Genomic DNA, 18035 nt, shown 5'->3' on the forward strand with positions numbered 1-18035 from the left:
GGGGGTGCCGCGGGCTGTCATTTCTTCCCCGCAAACCCATCCGTCGCCCGGATCAGGCGATCCAAGATCCCGGGCTCCGAATAGGCATGGCCGGCGCCTTCAATGAGATGGAAATTCGCCTTCGGCCAGGCCTTGTGCAGCGCCCAGGCGTAGCGCGCCGGGCACGGCATGTCGTAGCGGCCGTGGACGATGGTGCCGGGGATGTCCTTCAGCTTCCAGGCGTCGCGCAGCAACTGCCCCTCCTCGAGCCAGCCGGCATGGACGAAGTAATGGTTCTCGATGCGGGCGAAGGCGACGGCATAGTCGTCCTCGCCGAACTTGCCGCTGGTTTCCGGCTCCGGCAAGAGCGTGATCGTCTCGCCTTCCCACAGGCTCCAGGCAAGCGCGGCCTCGACCTGTGCCTTGCGGTCGGAGCCGACCAGCCGCTTGCGATAGGCGGCCATCATGTCGCCGCGCTCGGCTTCCGGGATCGGCGCCAGGAAACGCTCCCATTTGTCGGGGAACATCTCGGAGACGCCGAACTGATAGTACCATTCGAGCTCGGCGCGCGTCAGCGTGTAGATGCCGCGCACGACGAGTTCGCTCACCCGCTCAGGATGCGTCTCGGCATAGGCGAGCGCCAGCGTCGAACCCCAGGAGCCGCCGAACACCAGCCATTTGTCGAAGCCCGCCATTTCGCGCAGGCGCTCGATATCGGCGACGAGATGCCAGGTGGTGTTGGCCTCCAGCGAGGCGTTTGGCGTCGATTTCCCGCAGCCGCGCTGGTCGAAGAGGATGACGTCGTAGAGCTTGGGATCGAACAGCCGCCGATGCTTTGGCGATATGGTGCCGCCCGGGCCGCCGTGCAGGAAGACTGCCGGCTTGGCACCCTTGGTGCCGGAGCGCTCCCAGTAGACGGTGTGGCCATTGCCGACATCGAGCATGCCCGACTCGAACGGTTCGATCTCCGGATAGAGGGTACGCATGGAGCCGCCGGCGATCGTCATAGTTTCAAGCCCTGCTGCGGCCAGTTGGCCGTCTCGTGATCGGGATGCTGGAAGGAGATGATCTGCTCCTGCCGTCGATAGAAGTCGGAGTCCTCATGGATCGGCGCTTCGAAGATCTTTTCCACCCAGGGCAGCCGCACCGCGTAGTTGACCTGGATCTGCGGCGCGAGGTCGGAGCGGTCGTCAAAGGCGCCGATGGCGATCTCCAATTGGCCCTGCTGGCGGTAGGTCATCGGCGTGCCGCAACGGGCGCAGAAGCCGCGATCGATGTTGACGGAGGACTGGAAGTAGCTCGGCTCCTCATGGGTCCATTCGACGCCATCCTTCGGCACCGTCACCAGCGCCCCGAAGAAGGAGCCGAACTGCTTCTGGCACATGCGGCAATGGCAGATGGACGGGCGCCCGAGCGCGCCCTTGATGCGAAAGCGCACGGCGCCGCATTGGCAGCCGCCGGTTCGAACGGTGTCGGTCATGATCTTTCCTCCGGCGGCCATTGGTCGGTGTCGTGGTCGGGGTGCTGATAGGAGACGAGCTCGGCCAGATAAGGCGCCGAGCCGATGTCGGCCATCGTGTCCTCGCCCGGCAATTTCGGGATCGTATCGACGTAAGGCAGCTTCGCTTCGGTGCCCCACTGGATGGTGGGCGCGATGCCGGCCGGATCGTCGAAGGCGGCGATCGCCAGCGCCATGCCGTCGGGCGCCTCGAAGGTCAGCGGCGTGCCGCACTCGGCGCAGAAGCCGCGCCATGCTGCGCTGGAAGAACGAAAGCGCTTGGGCTCGCCGCGCGTCCATTCGACCCTGGCGCCGCGCACCGAGACCAGCGGCAGATAGAAATTGCCGCTCGCCTTCTGGCACATGCGGCAATGGCAGATCGAGGCATCGCCCAGCGCGCCCTCGACGCGGAAGCGCACCGCGCCGCATTGGCAGCCGCCTGTATAGACCGGCCGGTTGTCGAGGCTCATGACTCACTCCAATTCATGGCCGATCACTCCGGATCATGGCAGACCGCCTCGACGTTGTTGCCGTCGGGATCGAAGACGAAGGCGCCATAGTAGTTCGGATGATAGTGCGGGCGGAGCCCCGGGCCGCCATTGTCCCTGCCGCCGGCGGCAAGGGCTGCGGCATGGAAGGCATCGACCTCGGCGCGGCTGCGCGCGGTGAAGGCCACATGCTGGTGATCCTTCGGCTTGTCCTTGCCCGAGCTCAGCCAGAACACCGGCCGGTCGCGGCCATAACCGCCGACCTTGGCGCCGCCGGTGTATTCGGTGGGCACCATGTAAAGCAGCGAAGCGCCGAGCGGCGCCATCGCCTTGTCGTAAAAGGCCTTCGAGGCGTCGAAATCGGAAACGGTGATGCCGAGATGGTCGATCATGGAACTGCCTCCCTTGTCGGTTCGCGCGCCGGCCTATCGGCGCCGGCGAGGCCAGCCTCGATCACGATGTGCTGGCAGACATTGTCGATATCGCGGATGACGTCGTCGTTCCAGAAGCGCAGGATGGTCCAGCCGAGCGCTTCAAGCTTCGCGGTTCGCGCAGCATCGGATGCGGAGACGTCAGGCGACGCATGCTGAGAGCCGTCCAGTTCAACGATCAGCTTCTTGCTGGGGCAGGCAAAATCCACGATGTAGCCAGCTATCGGCATCTGACGTCGGAACGCCATTCCCATCAGCCTATCAGCACGCACCTCATTCCAAAGCTTCAGCTCGGCATCGGTCATCGCCTTGCGCATCTTGCGCGCATTGCCGCGTTTGGCGGGAGATACCCGATGATGGGTCATCGCGAGGCCCCCCTCTCTGCCCTGCCGGGCATCTCCCCCTCAAGGGGGGAGATCGGCAGCTTCGCCGACGGCGCTCCACTTTCCACCTCGGTGATTGGCGAAAGCCAAGCCAACGTCCAATCTCCCCCCTTGAGGGGGAGATGTCCGGCAGGGCAGAGAGGGGGGCCTCGCTCCAACCTCTCCAATCCTGCTATCCGAGCGCCCAACCTCACCTTTTGATCTCCCACGTAGTCACACGCTCGCCGGTGACAGGATCCTTACCGTCCTTCAGCTGCACGCCCTGCGCCAGAAGCTCGTCGCGGATGCGGTCGGCCTCGGCCCAGTTCTTCCCGGCGATCAGCGCCAGGCGTTTGGCGATGGCCTTGGCGATGGCCGCCTCGTCCACCTCGGCCGTGCCGACATCGAAGCCGAGGAAGGCGAGCGCGGCCTTCAGCGACGCGGCGGCATCGTTGCCTTCCGCCGCCTCGCCGGCAAGCTGCGTCAACTGCTGGAAGGCGGCATAGGTCGCGAGATCGTCGGACAGCGCCGCCACGACCTCCGCCGGCAATTGCCCGGCCGCCGGCGCCAAATCCGAGGCGCGCTTCCACTTGCGCAACGTGTTCTCCGCTTCCTCCAGCTTGCGCACGGAGAAGTCGATCGGCTCACGGTAATGCGTCATCAGCATCGCCAACCGCAGCACTTCGCCCGGCCATTTGCGGCCGCCGAAGGTCTCGGTCTCCAGCAGCTCATGGATCGAGTAGAAATTGCCGAGGCTCTTCGACATCTTCTGGCCCTCGACCTGAAGGAAGCCGTTGTGCATCCAGACATTGGCCATCACCTCGGTGCCGTGGGCGCAGCGCGACTGGGCGATCTCGTTTTCATGGTGCGGGAAGATCAGGTCGAGGCCGCCGCCATGGATGTCGAAGACCTCGCCGAGATAGGCGGCCGACATCGCCGAGCACTCGATGTGCCAACCGGGCCGGCCCCTGCCCCACGGGCTTTCCCAGCCGGGTTCCTCCGGCGAGGACAGTTTCCAAAGGACGAAATCGCCGGGGTTCTTCTTGTGCGCGTCGACGGCGATGCGGGCGCCGGCCTGCTGCTCGTCGAGATTGCGCTTCGACAGTTCGCCATAGTCGGGCATCGATGCGGTGTCGAACAGCACCTCACCCTGCGCCTGATAGGCGTGGCCGCGGCCGATCAGGCGCTCGATCAGCGTGATCATGTCGGCCTTGCCGTCCGGCCTCGGCAGGACGAATTCGGTGGCTCGCGGCTCGAAGGTCGGTGGGAGGCAGCCGAGCGTCGCGACATCCTTGTGGTACTGGTCGGCGGTCTTCTCCGTCACACGGCGGATCGCCTCGTTGAGCGACAGCTTTCCCGACGCAATTTCGGCGCCGAAATCGCGCAGTGCGCGGGCGTTGATCTTGTCGTCGACATCCGTGATGTTGCGCACATACGTGACGTGGCTCTCGCCATAGAGTTGGCGCAACAGACGGAACAGCACGTCGAAGACGATTACTGGCCGCGCATTGCCGATATGGGCAAAGTCGTAGACCGTCGGGCCGCACACATACATGCGCACATTTTGCGGATCGATGGGGACGAAATCGTCCTGCGTCCGCGTCAGCGTGTTGTAGAGGCTGAGACCCTTCGATGCGTCAGACATGCGTGCCCTTCCGATCCCTTGGATTTGGACGGAGCCTTCCTTGCGCCAAGGCGCAAACCGGGCTCCAGCCTGCTGGCCGGGGCGTTTGTCCAATCTGGGGAAAGATGAGGCGAAAACGTCCGGACCAGCGCGAGGCTAGTCAATAATGCAAATGCCACAAATGGCGAAAAACGTTTTCATGCGCGGCTTTATCGCCTTGCCGGGTGTTGCCGTCAAGTCGCAACTTTGAGCAAACGAGTCGCCGGGTCACGGCTTATGAGGCACTGAAACATTTTATTAAACATGTCGGCACAGTGATGAAACATTCGCCGGCTAGATCGCCAGGCGTCACGATTTGGTCGGAATCGGCCATCAAACGCGGACACGCAAATGTTACCAGGGAAGAGACCAATGCCACGAAGCAAGCAGGAACCGAGCCGCGCCAAGCAACCGGCGCTCGCCAACCAATATCGGGCGATCGGACCGGCCGCGATCGTCGCCGCCCTTCTGCACACCGCCAAGAAGAAGAAGCCGGCACAGAAGATCATCTCGCCGCGCGCCGCCTGAAACGGCACGACCGGCGCAGCCTCCGATGATGGGGGCGCCGGCGATGAGGGCGCGACCAAGCGCCCTGGAAATGAAGGCCTCGACGGGCTTCGCTAGAATAGCGTCATCTGACTGTCGTCCCCGCCGGACTTCTGGCGCCTGACCTTCTCGGCTTGCGGCCCGACAATGCCCCGCTCCTGAATCTCCGGCCCAGTGTTGGCGACCTTGTTGACAAGGTCGGAAACCGGGACAGCTTCGAAGAAATCGGGTTCGGCCGGCCGCAACAGGTCGGCGACGTCGCGCGGCTCCTGCGTGCGGCAATCCAGCCAGCGGGCAAAGTCGCGCTCCTCGATCACCACCGGCATGCGGTCGTGGATATGGGCGATGCCCGAACTGGCACGGGCGGTGAGGATGGCGCCGGTGTCAATCTCCGAGCCGCCGGGCTCGGCATAGGTCTCGATCAGACCGGCGAAAGCAACGAGCCCGCCATGCCTGGGACGGATCCAGTAGGGCTGGCCCTTCGAACCACCTGCACCCTTGTCCCCGGCTTGCCGCCATTCATAGAAGCCGGAGGCCGGCACCAAGGCGCGGCGATGGCGCATGGCGGTCTTGAACGACGCCTTTTGCGCCGCTCCTTCCGAGCGGGCGTTGAACAGCAGCGGAAACTCCCTGGTGTCCTTGACCCAGGTCGGGATCAGCCCCCAGCGCACCAGCATCGGCTGGCGGTCCGGCAAATTCGAGCCCGGCGCCCTTGATGGACCGGCAAGCACCATCAGCACCGGTTGCGTCGGCGCGATGTTGTAGCGGGCCGGAAACGTCTCCAATTCCGCCAGGCCGAGAAAGGCTGCGGTCTGCTCCGGCGTGGCGGTCAGGGCAAAGCGTCCGCACATGGATTTCGGCTCTTCGATTGGGGATCGTCATGAAAGTGGCGATGGAACCACGGCACTGCAACCGCTAAAGCTGTCCGGTCCACAACCAAGCTGACAGACGAAGCGGCCCCAAGCGCATGAAAGAAGCTCGCAAGATCATACCGGCCGTTTCCGTTGCGATCGTGCGCGGCGACAAGGTCCTTCTGGTCAAGCGGGCGCGGCCGCCGTCGCAAGGGCTGTATGCCTATCCGGGCGGCAAGGTCGAGCCCGGCGAGACGCAGGCGCAAGCGGCGGCGCGCGAGCTCGAGGAGGAAACCGGACTGCGGGCCGATGGCTACCGCCCGCTGCGCGATATCCACATCGATGGCAGCGGTGAGAATCACGCGGTCGACTATCTGCTGACCGTGTTCGGCGCGGCTTACGCCGGCGGCGAGCCGGTGGCCAGCGACGATGCCGAGACGGCCGCCTTCTATACGCTGACCGAGATGGCAACCATGCCGCTGGCGGGAGACGTTTTCGAGGTGGCGGAGGAATTGCTGGGGGCTCGGGGAAATACAGGACCGTAGGGCCGCGAAAATCGCCTTGCAGGCGACAAAATGTTTCGCCACAAAGCCTTATCTCGTCACGACAAGGTCCTGATGACCCGCGCCTCACCCTTCCTTGCCGCATGGCTTGCCGCCAGCATGACGCTGACGGCTTGGCCGGCGCTCGCCGCCGAGGCGCCTTTCGAGCCTGGGCTGATGCGGCTGGCGGAAGTGCTGGGATCGCTTCATTTCCTGCGCAATCTCTGCGGCGAGAAGGGCGACCAGTGGCGGGTCGAAATGGAAGAGCTGCTGGCATCGGAAAACCCCGACCCTGAGCGGCGCGCCCGCTTCATCGCTTCGTTCAACCGCGGCTACCGTTCCTTCGGCGGCACATATACGCAATGCACGGCCTCGGCGACGGAAGCCATCAGCCGCTACATGAAGGAAGGCGAGACGCTGTCGCGCGACATCGCCTCGCGCTACGGCAACTGACGGCGCGTCCGGCCTCCCGCCCCCTCGCCACCCACAGGTTTTCAGAACCAGCGCTTGTCTATGCCGCCATCTTGGTGCAATCCTTATGTTGCACTTCTGCAACAGCGTTAACGAAACGTTACGGCGCGGATGTGAAATTAACTCAAACTGAAGGTTTTGGTGCCGCTCGCCGGCCTAATCGGCTAAGTTTGGAAACTATCGAACGCAGGCTTTTGCAACGCGACGGATTTTGGCGGGTACGACCCCAAAAATGTCGTATTTACAAACGGTTACTCAAGCCTGCGTGTGAAAGGGACAGCCCAGGCCCGATCCGCACAACGGATCGCCGCTTGAACAGGGTGGACATCGCAATGGAACATGCCGTCAACGACATCGACGCGTTGGTCAGGGAGGAGAAGCGCCTGACCGCCGTGGAGAGCCACAGCGAGGCGTGGGCGGAAGGGTTGTCGGCCGGCATCGAGCCGGAAATCATCGCCGAGGCAGCGCTTGAAACCGCGTTTGGCGAGATGCTGCGCGCCAATGGCGAGACCTCGGCTCTTGCCCTGCTCGACCGCATGCGTGAAAAGGTGATCGCCGGCGCCTTCGAACCGGAGCGGCTGAAGCACTGAGCCCGGTTCTTTGACGGCGGCGCGCCGTTTGGGCATCATTGCATCAAAGGCACCCAACCGGCCCGAGCAGCCCGACGGGCTTGGGCACATGGAGAGGCAGGCGGTGAATTTTTCGACCTCAGGCCAGCCGCGCGGCCTGGTTTTCAGCATCTGGCTTGCCGCCTTCTGCGCCGCGATTCCGCTGGCGCTCAGCCTCACGATCAGCCCTGCCCATGCCCTGAGCGAGATCAAGCGCGAAGATCTGCCCTCGCCGGCGACACCATCGGCCGATGACGACATGGCGCCGCCCGGCAGCGCCGTGCCGATGCCCGATCCGCTCGGCACGACCCCGCCCGCCACCAGCCAGCCGGGCAACGCGCCCGAGGAGAGCCAGCCGGAAGGGCCGGCGAACGACGGCGGCACCGCCAGCCCGAACTCCGACCCGGAGGCGCCGCCGCCGGAAGTCGTCTACGACCTCGCCAAGCTGCCGGAACCGGTCAGGCGCATGCATGATCTGATCGTCGAGGCCTGCCGGAGCGGCGACATCGAGAAGCTCAGGCCGCTGATCGGCAAGGGCGATTCCATGACACAGCTGTCGCTGGGCGACATCGAGGGCGATCCGATCACCTTCCTCAAGGGGCTTGCCGGCGACTCGGAGGGTCAGGAAATCCTCGCCATCATGGAAGAGGTGCTGAGCGCCGGCTATGTGCATGTCGATGCCGGCACGCCGCAGGAACTCTATGTCTGGCCGTATTTCTTCGCGCTGCCGCTCGACAAGCTCGACGCCAAGCAGCGGGTCGAGCTGTTCAAGATCGTCACCGCCGGCGACTATAACGACATGAAGCAGTTCGGCGCCTACATCTTCTACCGCGTCGGCATCACGCCGGCGGGCCAGTGGATGTTCTTCGTCGCCGGCGATTGAGCAACTGGCGAAGGCGCGGCGCATGCCTCTCGCAGGCTCGGCGACACCGCTGTCTCTCTTTGGTCGACGACCGCCTTACGCTTGGTTTTATTTGCAGCTGTATTCCCAAGTGAAAATCTGAGGATGCTCGGCGTCCGGATCCTCGTCTTGTTCAGGATCTCTGCTTACGGATATACCCCCCAAAGCGCTGACACCGTTCTGACAGCTACCCTTGATCAATCGTGCGACCATTCCAAACACTTGTAAGTGGCGATCCCGAAATGACATTTCAGCCAGAGGCCCCTCATACTTTTCCTTGTTATGAATGACCTCTATGCGCCTGTTGCTCGCACCTAGATCCACTATCGAGTAATTAAATTCAGACCCACCTAATTCGGAAACCCCCTGCTTCAATGTATCTAGCGCATTTGCTGAAATTACTGTCATTCCCAGAATTGCCAGAATGGCAGGCATGTGTCTGATCATAATTTCCCCCATTTTCGAGAACTCGAGTCTGTCTTTCTCGATTTTCTAGAGCAATTCCAAGGGAAATTGTGAAACGGCTTTTCGCCCGAATTGCGTCCAAACAAAGAGATGAGCGCGGTTCCGTGAAACCAAGAAGCCCTATTGCGATGATGCTGCGGTAAGGCTTGGTCCCGGGTAACAGGCCGGACCGCGATCGGTCGATGGCGACGCGGAAGAGCGGGTCGTTATTGGGCCTATGCCGGCAGCGCCTCGGAGAACTCCACCGCCCTGCCCTGTCCAGGCGTAACGATCTCGCCTTCCCACATAACGCGTCTACCGCGCACGATGGTGCCGACCGGCCAGCCGGTGACCTGTTTGCCGTTATAGGGCGTCCAGCCGGCCTTCGAGCCGGCCTGCGCGTTGGTGATGGTCTGGCGGCGCTTCAGGTCGACGACCGTGAAGTCGGCGTCGTAGCCGGCAGCGATGCGGCCCTTGCGCGCCATCCCGAAAATGCGCTGCGGACCGTGGCTGGCGAGGTCGACGAAGCGCTGCAGCGTCAACCTTCCGGCATTGACGTGGTCGAGCATGATCGGCACCAGCGTCTGCACGCCGGTCATGCCGGATGGCGAGGCCGGATAGGGCTTTGCCTTCTCGGCCAGCGTGTGCGGCGCGTGGTCCGAGCCCAGCACGTCGACGATGCCTTGCGAGATGCCGTGCCAGACGCCGTCGCGGTGGCGCGCGGCGCGCACCGGCGGGTTCATCTGGATCAGCGTGCCCAGCCGTGCGTAGTCGTCGGCGGCGAGCGTCAGATGGTGCGGCGTCGCCTCGCAGGTCGCGACATCCTTGTGCTGTTCGAGGAAGACGATTTCTTCCGCGGTCGAGATATGCAGGACGTGGATGCGCGCGCGCGTCTGCCTGGCAATGCGCACCAGCCGTTCGGTGCAGCGCAATGCGGCGATCTCGTCGCGCCAGACAGGATGCGAGGAAGGGTCACCCTCGATCCTTTCGCCCAGCCGCTCGCGCAGCCGGAACTCGTCCTCGGAATGGAAGGCGGCGCGGCGACGTGTGTTTCTCAAGATGGAGGCGACGCCCTCGTCGTCCTCGACCAGCAGATCGCCGGTGGACGAGCCCATAAAGACTTTTATCCCGGCAGCAGCCGGCAGCCGTTCGAGTTCGGCGACATCGCCGGCATTGTCGCGGGTGCCGCCGACCCAGAAAGCGAAATCGCAATGCATGCGGCCCGTGGCGCGCCGCACCTTGTCGGCAAGGGCAGCTTCGCTGGTGGTCAGCGGGTTGGTGTTGGGCATTTCGAAGACGGCGGTGACGCCGCCCAGCACGGCGGCGCGCGAACCGGTCTCCAGATCCTCCTTGTGCTCCAATCCCGGCTCGCGGAAATGCACCTGGCTGTCGACGACGCCGGGCAGGATATGCAGGCCCTTGCAGTCGATCGTCTCGCCGGCTGACGCCTGGCCGAGATCGCCTATCGCGGCGATGCGCCCGGCTTTCACGCCGACGTCGCGAAAACCCTCGCCGTCATGGTTGACCACCGTGCCGCCTGTCAGGATGAGGTCGTAGGTCGTGGCCATGGGCGTTTCGGTCTCTTGCGGGGGGAGTGTCAGGGGCTTACGTAAAGGCTGACCGTTTTGCAAGATCAGGTTCTTTTTCAATCCATGCCCTTTGCCCTGCTGAAAGACCGCGCCCTCATTTCCGTGTCAGGCCCGGAAGCCGAGCATTTCCTGCAGAACATCCTCACCACCGACCTCGACGCGCTCAGCCCCGGCGAAGCAAAGCCCGGCGCGCTGTTGACCCCGCAAGGCAAGATCCTGTTCGACTTCCTGATCTCGCGCGCCGGCGAGAATGGCTTTTGCCTGGAATGCCGGACTAACGTAGCTGACGATTTCGTGCGCCGGCTGATGCTGTATCGGCTGAGAGCCAAGGCCGAGATTGCCAAGCAGGATCAGGCGCTTGTCACCGTCGCGTGGGGCGGTGATACAACCGCCTCAGATTCCGATTCAACGACGCTCGCCGACACCCGCTTCCGCGACGTCACGGTCAAGCGCAGCTATGGCGCCGCGACGCAGAGTGGCGACGTCGCGGCGTGGCAGGCGCTGCGCATCGCCCATGGCATTGCCGAAAGCGGGACCGACTACCCGCTCGGCGATGCCTTCCCGCATGACGTGCTGCTCGACGAGACCGGCGGCGTCGGCTTCAGGAAAGGCTGCTATGTCGGCCAGGAAGTGGTCTCGCGCATGCAGCATCGCGGCACCGCCAGGCGCCGCGTGCTGATCGTTGGCGCCGAGAGCGCCCTGCCCGGCCCGGGCACCGAACTGATGGTCGCCGGACGACCGGTCGGCACGCTCGGCTCGACCGCCGGCGCGGCAGGCCTTGCCATTGCCCGCATCGACCGCGTCAAGGCTGCGCTCGAAGCCGGCCAGCCGATCACGGCCGGCGATGTTTCCGTCGCGCTCACCATCCCGACCTGGGCGAGATTCGGCTTTCCACAGGAAGCCGCCGGCGCGGAGGAGGCCTGATGGCGGCCGACCGCGCCGGCGCACCGCCGCGCGCCTGGCAGCGCATGCTGTCAGGCCGGCGGCTCGACCTGCTCGACCCCTCGCCGCTCGACATCGAGATCGCCGACATCGCGCATGGCCTTGCGCGTGTCGCCCGCTGGAACGGCCAGACCAGCGGCGAGCACGCCTTTTCGGTCGCGCAGCATTCGCTGCTGGTGGAGGCGCTGTTTTGCGAACTGGTGCCGGCGGCCTCGGCCGACGCGCGGCTGGCGGCGCTGCTGCACGACGCGCCGGAATATGTCATCGGCGACATGATTTCGCCGTTCAAGTCGGTGATGGGCGGCTCCTACAAGGATTGCGAATTGCGCCTGCAGCGCGCCATCCACCAGCGCTTCTCACTGCCGGCGGACCTCGGTGCCGCCTTGCGCAAGGAGATCAAGCGCGCCGACCAGATCGCCGCCTACTACGAGGCGACGCTGCTTGCAGGCTTCTCCGCAGCCGAAGCGACCGAATATTTCGGCCGTCCGCGCGGTTTTTCCGCCGAGCGCTTCGACTTCACCCCGCGCTCGGTGACCTGGGCGCAGGCAGCCTTCCTGAAGCGCTTCGCGGCGCTCGAGGCGAAGCGTCCGTCTTTCGTCGCTGCGAATTCCACGACGTGAAAGAATGCTGCCGCGCGAGAGGCGCGGCAAGTTTGGCGTAATCTGCTACTGTGATGGCGCGCTCTGTCAGTGAATGGCACCTCTGCTCGACCCTAGATTGGGCTCAAGCAAGATGAGAGGCAATCATGTTTGACAGACAGAAAAGGACAGCGCTCGTGACCGGCGCATCCTCCGGCATGGGCAAGGAAATCGCCAAGCGCCTGATTCAGGACGGCTTTCAGGTCTATGTGGCCGCGCGCCAGATCGACAGGATGGAGGACCTCGCGGCGCTCGGGGCACGCCCGTTGCGCATGGACATTTCGAAAGGCGCGGAGATCGACGCGGCTGTCGCCAGCATCCTCGCCGAGGTCGACGGTGTCGACGTGCTCGTGAACAATGCGGGGTTCGGTCTCTACGGGCCGGTCGAGGATATCGGCATCGACGAAGCGCGCTATCAGTTCGAGGTCAACGTGTTTGGCCCGGCCCGCCTGACGCAACTCCTGCTGCCGGCCATGCGCAGGAAGAAGGCCGGCACGATCGTCAACATCACTTCGATGGGCGGCAAGATCTATACTCTGCTCGGCGCCTGGTATCATGCGACCAAGCATGCGCTGGAGGGCTGGTCGGATAGCCTTCGGCTCGAACTCGCACCCTTCGGCATCAAGGTTGTGGTTGTCGAGCCCGGCCTGATCGAAACCGGATTTGGCGATGTCGTAGCGGACGGACTTCTGAAGCGATCCGGTACCAGCGCCTATGCGAAGGTGGCCCAAATGGTGGCGAAGACGACGAAAGCGAGCTACGGCCATGGCCGCGGCAGCGACCCAAGCGTCATCGCCGATGTGGTCTCGACGGCCGTCAGGTCGACCAGACCGCGGACCCGATACGCCGCCGGCAAGTATGCGAGAATGATGATCAGTGTCAGGAAGTGGTTGGGCGATCGCATGTTCGACCGCCTCATCCTAAGCCAGATGCGGTGAGGGAAAGAGCGTGAGCGGAATACCGGCCGACAAATGCAAGGCTCCACGCGCATTCTGGCACGCAGTGGAACGTCTCGGCCTGCCAGCTTCCGCCTTGTTGCGGCAGGCCCGGCTTCCCGCCACCCTTCACCTCAACGAACACGCCTTTGTCACGACCGCTCAATACTTCGAGCTGTGGAGGGCTCTCGAAGACCTCTGTCCCGAACCCGCCCTCGGCATCAGGCTGGTCGAAGCCGCCGATACGGCGATCCATCCGCCATCCACGCTTGCCGCCTTCCACGCGCGCAACTACCGCGACGGAATCGCCCGGATCGCGCGCTTCAAGCGCCTCTGTTCGCCCGAGCAGTTGCATGTTGCCGACGAGAAAGGCGAATGCACGATAAGCTCCGAATGGCTCTACGCCAAGGAGCCGACACCTGCCGTTGCCACGGATGTCGCCTTTGCCTTTGTCGTCGAACTCGGCCGGCGGGGAACGGGACAGCATCTTACCCCCAGCCGTGTCGAATTCAGGCGTCCCGATCCGAAAAGCGATGCGCACCGGACCTATTTCGGGTGTCCGGTGCGTTACGGCGCCCCGCGTGACCTGCTGGTTTTGCGGTCCACCGACCTCGATCGCCCTTTTCCAGGCCACAACCCCGAGCTTCTAGAGATCCTCACGCCCGCGCTTTCTGCCGCGCTCGGCGAACTCAGCGCGCAAAGCTCGATCTGTGAGCAGGTGAAGAGCGTTCTCAAGAGAAGCCTGGCGAGCGGAAGGCCGGAGCTTTCCGACATTGCGCGCGAGCTTGGCATGAGCGAACGCACGCTGCAGCGGCGTATCACCGAGCAGGGAACGAGCTTCCGCGAGCTTCTGGTCGACGCGCGACAGGAACTCGGCAGGCAATTGCTATCGGATCCAACGGCCGACATTGACGAGGTCGCCTGCCTGCTCGGCTACCAGGATGCGAGTTCGTTCTATCGCGCTTTCCGGGAATGGGAGGGCACGACCCCCAACCGCTGGCGGGAACTCAACTTTGACGGCCTGAAACGGGCGGCTTCCGACAGCCTCATGCACTGACTGGAGTTTTCCAGCCGCAACCGGTCGAGAAGACCGAAGGTGTCGCCCGGATGCGCCGCCCCCGTCAGCACCCCGCCACGTTGGGTGCGCTCTTGCCGTTGGCGTTCCCCGCAAGTGCATCGGCGCCTTCCGTCACTGTGCCGTGCACAAGCAGCTGCTATCCAGATCCTCGTCGAATTCTCACTGGCTTTCTTCCGAGGACGTGGATGCAGAACGATTTCTGGATGTTTTTTCGGTCCTGGCTTGCCGCGCCGCTCCGGGTTGCGGCAGTCGCGCCGTCCGGCAGCGCGCTGGCCAGGATCATGACGCAGGACATCACATCCAGCACCGGACCTGTCATCGAGCTTGGGCCTGGCACCGGCGTCTTCACGGCAAAACTGCTTGAGCGAGGCGTGCGGCCGGAAGACCTAACCCTGGTCGAATACGGCGCGAACTTCGCGCGGCATTTGGAAACCCGTTTTCCGCGGGCGCGCGTGCTTCGTATGGACGCCGCCCGCCTGGGGATATCGAATTCCGCAATGACGCATCCGTCGGGGCGGTCATCAGTGGCTTGCCGCTGCTGAGCATGCCCGACCACAAGGTGATAGCAATCCTCGACGGGGCGTTTGCTCACCTGAAGCCCGGCGGGGCGTTCTACCAGTTCACCTATGGTCCGCGATGCCCGGTCGCGCAGCCGATCCTTGAGGGACTGGGCCTCAGCGCAACGCACATTGGACGCACGATGCTGAACGTTCCGCCAGCGGCGGTGTACCGGATTGCGCGCCACCCGGCGAGGGCGCCAAGGGACAGGACCGTTGCAACGATCAGCCCATAATGGGCTGAAACAGCTTCCCTGGACAAGCGCTTCGCGGCGATCGAAGCAAAGCGTCAGGCAACGGTTACGCCGCATTCGGCTAGCTGAACAAACGCTAAATTAACCGGAGACTACCACAGTACTCGCTCAGTTCACGGTCCGCAGGCGCGAGTATGCCCGTCGCTCAGGTCAAGGCTGGTTCGCCCGCGCGCAGGCGCAGAGCGGCAAACATCGGCCCGACAAAGCGCATCGAAGACGAATTGCGCGAGCAGAATGAGCGCTTCTCGGCCGCCGTCGAAAACATGTCGCATGGGCTGTGCATGTTCGACGCCGACGAGCGCATGATCATCTGCAACCGCCACTACCTCGACATCTTCTGCCTGGATCCCGCGATCGTGCGGCCCGGCATCCGCTTCTTCGACATCCTCCAGCACAGCGTCGACATCGGCGTAGCCTCGCACAGCGCGGCGGATCTCTACGCCATCCGCAAGCCCTATATCGACGGGGCGAAGCCCTCGACCTATGAGGAAACGCTGGCGGATGGCCGCATCATCGACATCTCGCACCGGCCGCTGGCTTTGGGCGGCTGGGTGTCGATCTACGAGGACATCACCGTGCAGCGGCGCGCCGAGCTCGAGCTTAAGGAGCAGCATCGCCGCTTCGACGCCGCGCTGGCCAACATGTCGCAAGGCCTGTTGATGTATGACGCCGACGGCAAGATGATCGTTCGCAACGAGCGTTTCCTGGAACTCTACAATGTCACCGCGGCCGACTTCCCGCTGGGAACGACGCATCGCGACGCGCTCGAACGGCTGGTGGAACTCGGCATCTACACGAAGATCGACGTCGACAGCGAAGTCGCCAAGACCGAAGCCTGCCGCAAGGCGGCGAAGATTCACTCGACATACCGCCACCTTGCCGATGGCAGGACGCTTCTGGTGACAAGACGGCCGATGAGCGGCGGATGGGTGGCGACTTTCGACGACATCACCGAGCGCCAGCTCGTCGAAGAGCGCATGACCCATCTGGCGCATCACGACACGCTGACCAGCCTGCCCAACCGCTCGATGTTCCGCGAGCGGCTCGACCAGGCCCTGGGCGAAGCGTCAGTCGCGCCGCTGGCGATCTTCTCGCTCGACCTCGACCGCTTCAAGGCCGTCAATGACACGTTCGGGCACCCGGCAGGCGACTGGCTGCTGAAATGCGTGGCCGAGCGGCTGCAGCGCTGCCTGCGCAACGAGACGGATGTCGTCGCCCGTTTCGGCGGCGACGAATTCGCCATCATCCAGTTCGGCGTCAACGGCGTGGCCGACGCCGAAAGACTGGCGCGGCGCATCGTCGAGGTGATCGGCAAGCCCTATCGCGACAAGAGCCGCGAGATGCATGTCGGCATCAGCTGCGGCATCGCGCTCTATCCCGATGACGGCAAGGATGCCGACACGCTGCTGAAGAACGCCGACATGGCGCTTTACCGGGGCAAGAGCGAGGGCCGCAACGTCTATCGTTTCTTCGAGCCCGGCATGGACGCCATGGTGCGGGCGCGCCAGGCGCTTGAAACCGATCTCGAAGCCGCGCTGCCGCGGAACGAATTCGAGCTGGAATTCCAGCCGATCATGAACATCGCGGCTGGCGACATCGTCGGCGCGGAAGCCTTGATGCGCTGGCATTCGCCCACGCGCGGCCTCGTGTCGCCCGACAACTTCATTCCGGCGGCCGAGGAAACCGGGCTGATCGTGCAATTGGGCGACTGGGCGCTCAGGAAGGCCTGCACGGCGGCGGCGGGCTGGCCGCATGCGATGCGCATCGCGGTCAATGTCTCGGCCGTGCAGATCAAGAGCGGCAGCTTCGCTCGCAGCGTCATCTCGGCACTGGCCTTTTCCGGCGTTCCGGCCCACCGGCTGGAACTCGAAATCACCGAAACGGTGCTGATGGACGAGAGCGACACGGTGCTGAAGACGCTCAGCCAGTTGCGCGATCTCGGTATCCGCATCGCACTCGACGATTTCGGCACCGGCTATTCCTCGCTCGGCTATCTCCGGCGCTTCCCCGTCGACAAGATCAAGATCGACCGCTCCTTCATCCGCGACATCGATAACCGCGACTCGGCGGCGATCGTGCGCACCGTGATCGGGCTCGGCGCCCAGCTCGGCATCACCGTCACCGCCGAGGGCGTCGAGACCGAAGCGCAGCTCGACATGCTGCGCAAGGCCGGCTGCGTCGAGGCGCAGGGCTATCTGATCGGCGTGCCGGCGAAGGCGGCGCAGATCAACCGGCTGCTGCGATCAGGCATGGCGTTGCGCCAGTCCGGATAAGCAATAGCACTCAGCGCAACGCCTCGATGTATTTCTCGTGGAAGCTGACATAGCCGGGCTCGACCACCTTGAGATGGCGCGCGACCAGCCGGTGGAACTCCGGCAATTGATGGAACGGCACGCCGGGATAGGCGTGGTGCTCGGCGTGAAAGGGCATATTCCAGGCAAGCTTACGGACGAGCCAGTTGGTGAGCGTCGTCCTTGTGTTCTCGAGCATGTTGGCAACGAGGGGGCAGCGGCCGTGCTCGGCAAGCAGATAGAGCCGCAGGAACGGCTGGCCGAGCAGCGCCGGCACGATCCAGACATAGAGCAGCGCCGTTGCCCTGAACCATAGCGCGAGCATCAGCACGACGACGTAGAAGGCGACCATCGCCCGCGCCTCGACGCGCACCTTGGGCAGGCCCTTCGGCGGCACATAGCTGCCCCGGCAGCCGCCGATCGCATTGGTGTAGAGCGTCTTGAAATGCCCCCACCATACCGGCAGCCCCGAGACATGGACGATATATTGCCGCAGGGTTTCAGGCTTCGGAAAGGCGAGTTCCGGATCGTTGTCCGGATCCTGGGTGAAGCGGTGATGGGCGAAGTGGAAATAGCGGAACCAGTCCGCGGGGAGCGCGATGGCCAGGCTGCACAGGCGCGCGACGGCATCGTTGAGCCACTGCGTCTCGAAAGCTGTGCGATGCACTGTCTCATGCAGCAGCGTGAACAGGAACACGATCAATATGCCTTGCGGCAGCATCAGCAGCGGCCAGAGCGGCACCCTGGCTGCGATCAGGCCTCCGAGCAGGAGGATCGCTCCGAAATGGAAAGCCAACTGCATGAGGCCCGGCCCATCAGACTTGCCGGTCAGGCGACCGCGCTCCTCATTCGTAAGCGAGGCGATGACGTCGCGATGGTCCATGGTTCGTTCCGGCTGCTTGAGTTTGTCCACGCACATTAGCCACAAAGAAACCTTTCTAAAAATGAGGATTTCTGCAATCTAGAT

At 63.9% G+C, this 18035-nt stretch carries 20 protein-coding genes and 1 pseudogene; 11 read left to right on the plus strand and 10 right to left on the minus strand.

The annotated features are described in order from the left end of the window. Nucleotides 1-17: 17 nt before the first annotated feature. The 6 genes from pip to cysS form a co-directional block, all read right to left on the minus strand. The gene (gene pip / locus EN846_RS11640; protein ID WP_245493297.1) at nt 18-965 is read right to left on the minus strand and encodes a prolyl aminopeptidase; all 948 of its coding nucleotides are present in this window, start codon (nt 963-965) and stop codon (nt 18-20) included. 17 nt (nt 966-982) lie between these two features. Then, a complete protein-coding gene (locus tag EN846_RS11645; protein ID WP_127393286.1) occupies nt 983-1459 on the minus strand; it encodes a GFA family protein in 477 nt (158 codons plus the stop codon). Next, complete coding sequence (locus tag EN846_RS11650) at nt 1456-1947, minus strand: GFA family protein (protein ID WP_127393285.1); 492 nt, start codon at nt 1945-1947, stop codon at nt 1456-1458. The genes EN846_RS11645 and EN846_RS11650 overlap by 4 nt, the downstream gene beginning before the upstream one ends. A gap of 23 nt (nt 1948-1970) precedes the next feature. Next, nucleotides 1971-2357, minus strand: a complete 387-nt coding sequence (locus EN846_RS11655; protein WP_126055690.1) for a VOC family protein — start codon at nt 2355-2357, stop codon at nt 1971-1973. Next, nucleotides 2354-2713, minus strand: a complete 360-nt coding sequence (locus tag EN846_RS11660; protein ID WP_245478299.1) for an endonuclease domain-containing protein — start codon at nt 2711-2713, stop codon at nt 2354-2356. The genes EN846_RS11655 and EN846_RS11660 overlap by 4 nt, the downstream gene beginning before the upstream one ends. A 256-nt stretch (nt 2714-2969) precedes the next feature. Beyond that, nucleotides 2970-4403, minus strand: a complete 1434-nt coding sequence (gene cysS, locus EN846_RS11670) for a cysteine--tRNA ligase (protein WP_127393284.1) — start codon at nt 4401-4403, stop codon at nt 2970-2972. A 390-nt stretch (nt 4404-4793) separates the two neighbouring features. On the opposite strand from cysS, the gene EN846_RS11675 reads away from it, so the two are divergent. Beyond that, entirely contained in the window at nt 4794-4949 is a 156-nt protein-coding gene (locus EN846_RS11675; RefSeq protein WP_127286319.1) for a hypothetical protein, read from the plus strand. Nucleotides 4950-5041: 92 nt separating this feature from the next. On the opposite strand, the gene EN846_RS11680 is transcribed toward EN846_RS11675, so the two are convergent. After that, nucleotides 5042-5818, minus strand: a complete 777-nt coding sequence (locus EN846_RS11680) for an SOS response-associated peptidase (protein WP_127393283.1) — start codon at nt 5816-5818, stop codon at nt 5042-5044. 116 nt (nt 5819-5934) lie between these two features. Between EN846_RS11680 and EN846_RS11685 the strand changes: the two genes are divergently transcribed. The 4 genes from EN846_RS11685 (at nt 5935) to EN846_RS11700 (ending at nt 8322) form a co-directional block, all read left to right on the plus strand. After that, on the plus strand, nt 5935-6363 hold the full coding sequence (locus EN846_RS11685) for an NUDIX hydrolase (protein ID WP_128346129.1): 429 nt from the start codon (nt 5935-5937) through the stop codon (nt 6361-6363). A gap of 72 nt (nt 6364-6435) precedes the next feature. Beyond that, on the plus strand, nt 6436-6813 hold the full coding sequence (locus tag EN846_RS11690; protein ID WP_127394383.1) for a TIGR02301 family protein: 378 nt from the start codon (nt 6436-6438) through the stop codon (nt 6811-6813). Between the two features lie 350 nt (nt 6814-7163). Beyond that, on the plus strand, nt 7164-7421 hold the full coding sequence (locus tag EN846_RS11695; protein WP_126059159.1) for a hypothetical protein: 258 nt from the start codon (nt 7164-7166) through the stop codon (nt 7419-7421). A 103-nt stretch (nt 7422-7524) separates the two neighbouring features. After that, nucleotides 7525-8322, plus strand: a complete 798-nt coding sequence (locus EN846_RS11700; RefSeq protein WP_187331193.1) for a hypothetical protein — start codon at nt 7525-7527, stop codon at nt 8320-8322. 87 nt (nt 8323-8409) lie between these two features. Here EN846_RS11700 and EN846_RS11705 read toward each other — a convergent pair whose 3' ends face one another. Both EN846_RS11705 and EN846_RS11710 read right to left on the minus strand, forming a co-directional pair. Then, complete coding sequence (locus EN846_RS11705; RefSeq protein WP_127394180.1) at nt 8410-8775, minus strand: hypothetical protein; 366 nt, start codon at nt 8773-8775, stop codon at nt 8410-8412. 245 nt (nt 8776-9020) lie between these two features. After that, nucleotides 9021-10352 carry a dihydroorotase gene (locus EN846_RS11710; protein WP_128346130.1) on the minus strand — a complete coding sequence of 444 codons (1332 nt, stop codon included), beginning with the start codon at nt 10350-10352 and terminating at the stop codon, nt 9021-9023. Between the two features lie 84 nt (nt 10353-10436). Here EN846_RS11710 and EN846_RS11715 point away from each other — a divergent pair, with 84 nt between their 5' ends. From EN846_RS11715 to EN846_RS11740, 6 genes and pseudogenes are all read left to right on the plus strand, one after another. Next, nucleotides 10437-11297, plus strand: coding sequence for a folate-binding protein YgfZ (locus EN846_RS11715; protein ID WP_128346131.1), 861 nt, complete (start codon nt 10437-10439; stop codon nt 11295-11297). Then, nucleotides 11297-11935 (plus strand): HD family hydrolase, encoded by a 639-nt coding sequence (locus tag EN846_RS11720; protein WP_127393137.1) that lies wholly within the window; start codon nt 11297-11299, stop codon nt 11933-11935. The genes EN846_RS11715 and EN846_RS11720 overlap by 1 nt, the downstream gene beginning before the upstream one ends. Nucleotides 11936-12060: 125 nt before the next feature. Further along, nucleotides 12061-12891 (plus strand): oxidoreductase, encoded by an 831-nt coding sequence (locus EN846_RS11725; RefSeq protein ID WP_127393138.1) that lies wholly within the window; start codon nt 12061-12063, stop codon nt 12889-12891. Nucleotides 12892-12955: 64 nt separating this feature from the next. Next, complete coding sequence (locus tag EN846_RS11730; protein ID WP_245493298.1) at nt 12956-13945, plus strand: AraC family transcriptional regulator; 990 nt, start codon at nt 12956-12958, stop codon at nt 13943-13945. A 206-nt stretch (nt 13946-14151) separates the two neighbouring features. Further along, nucleotides 14152-14759: pseudogene (locus tag EN846_RS11735) on the plus strand (methyltransferase domain-containing protein). Between the two features lie 152 nt (nt 14760-14911). Beyond that, nucleotides 14912-17050 (plus strand): EAL domain-containing protein, encoded by a 2139-nt coding sequence (locus EN846_RS11740; protein ID WP_128346132.1) that lies wholly within the window; start codon nt 14912-14914, stop codon nt 17048-17050. 10 nt (nt 17051-17060) lie between these two features. Here the strand turns inward: EN846_RS11740 and EN846_RS11745 are convergent, their stop codons facing one another. Beyond that, complete coding sequence (locus EN846_RS11745; RefSeq protein WP_127393637.1) at nt 17061-17951, minus strand: fatty acid desaturase family protein; 891 nt, start codon at nt 17949-17951, stop codon at nt 17061-17063. Nucleotides 17952-18035 lie beyond the last annotated feature (84 nt).

Source organism: Mesorhizobium sp. M4B.F.Ca.ET.203.01.1.1 (genome assembly GCF_004791025.1).
GTDB lineage: Bacteria > Pseudomonadota > Alphaproteobacteria > Rhizobiales > Rhizobiaceae > Mesorhizobium > Mesorhizobium abyssinicae.

Coding starts and splice junctions, on each gene's coding strand:
- pip (WP_245493297.1), bottom strand. CDS start 965: ATGCGTACCCTCTATCCGGAGATCGAACCGTTCGAGTCGGGCATGCTC.
- EN846_RS11645 (WP_127393286.1), bottom strand. CDS start 1,459: ATGACCGACACCGTTCGAACCGGCGGCTGCCAATGCGGCGCCGTGCGC.
- EN846_RS11650 (WP_127393285.1), bottom strand. CDS start 1,947: ATGAGCCTCGACAACCGGCCGGTCTATACAGGCGGCTGCCAATGCGGC.
- EN846_RS11655 (WP_126055690.1), bottom strand. CDS start 2,357: ATGATCGACCATCTCGGCATCACCGTTTCCGATTTCGACGCCTCGAAG.
- EN846_RS11660 (WP_245478299.1), bottom strand. CDS start 2,713: ATGCGCAAGGCGATGACCGATGCCGAGCTGAAGCTTTGGAATGAGGTG.
- cysS (WP_127393284.1), bottom strand. CDS start 4,403: ATGTCTGACGCATCGAAGGGTCTCAGCCTCTACAACACGCTGACGCGG.
- EN846_RS11675 (WP_127286319.1), top strand. CDS start 4,794: ATGCCACGAAGCAAGCAGGAACCGAGCCGCGCCAAGCAACCGGCGCTC.
- EN846_RS11680 (WP_127393283.1), bottom strand. CDS start 5,818: ATGTGCGGACGCTTTGCCCTGACCGCCACGCCGGAGCAGACCGCAGCC.
- EN846_RS11685 (WP_128346129.1), top strand. CDS start 5,935: ATGAAAGAAGCTCGCAAGATCATACCGGCCGTTTCCGTTGCGATCGTG.
- EN846_RS11690 (WP_127394383.1), top strand. CDS start 6,436: ATGACCCGCGCCTCACCCTTCCTTGCCGCATGGCTTGCCGCCAGCATG.
- EN846_RS11695 (WP_126059159.1), top strand. CDS start 7,164: ATGGAACATGCCGTCAACGACATCGACGCGTTGGTCAGGGAGGAGAAG.
- EN846_RS11705 (WP_127394180.1), bottom strand. CDS start 8,775: ATGCCTGCCATTCTGGCAATTCTGGGAATGACAGTAATTTCAGCAAAT.
- EN846_RS11710 (WP_128346130.1), bottom strand. CDS start 10,352: ATGGCCACGACCTACGACCTCATCCTGACAGGCGGCACGGTGGTCAAC.
- EN846_RS11715 (WP_128346131.1), top strand. CDS start 10,437: ATGCCCTTTGCCCTGCTGAAAGACCGCGCCCTCATTTCCGTGTCAGGC.
- EN846_RS11720 (WP_127393137.1), top strand. CDS start 11,297: ATGGCGGCCGACCGCGCCGGCGCACCGCCGCGCGCCTGGCAGCGCATG.
- EN846_RS11725 (WP_127393138.1), top strand. CDS start 12,061: ATGTTTGACAGACAGAAAAGGACAGCGCTCGTGACCGGCGCATCCTCC.
- EN846_RS11740 (WP_128346132.1), top strand. CDS start 14,912: ATGCCCGTCGCTCAGGTCAAGGCTGGTTCGCCCGCGCGCAGGCGCAGA.
- EN846_RS11745 (WP_127393637.1), bottom strand. CDS start 17,951: ATGGACCATCGCGACGTCATCGCCTCGCTTACGAATGAGGAGCGCGGT.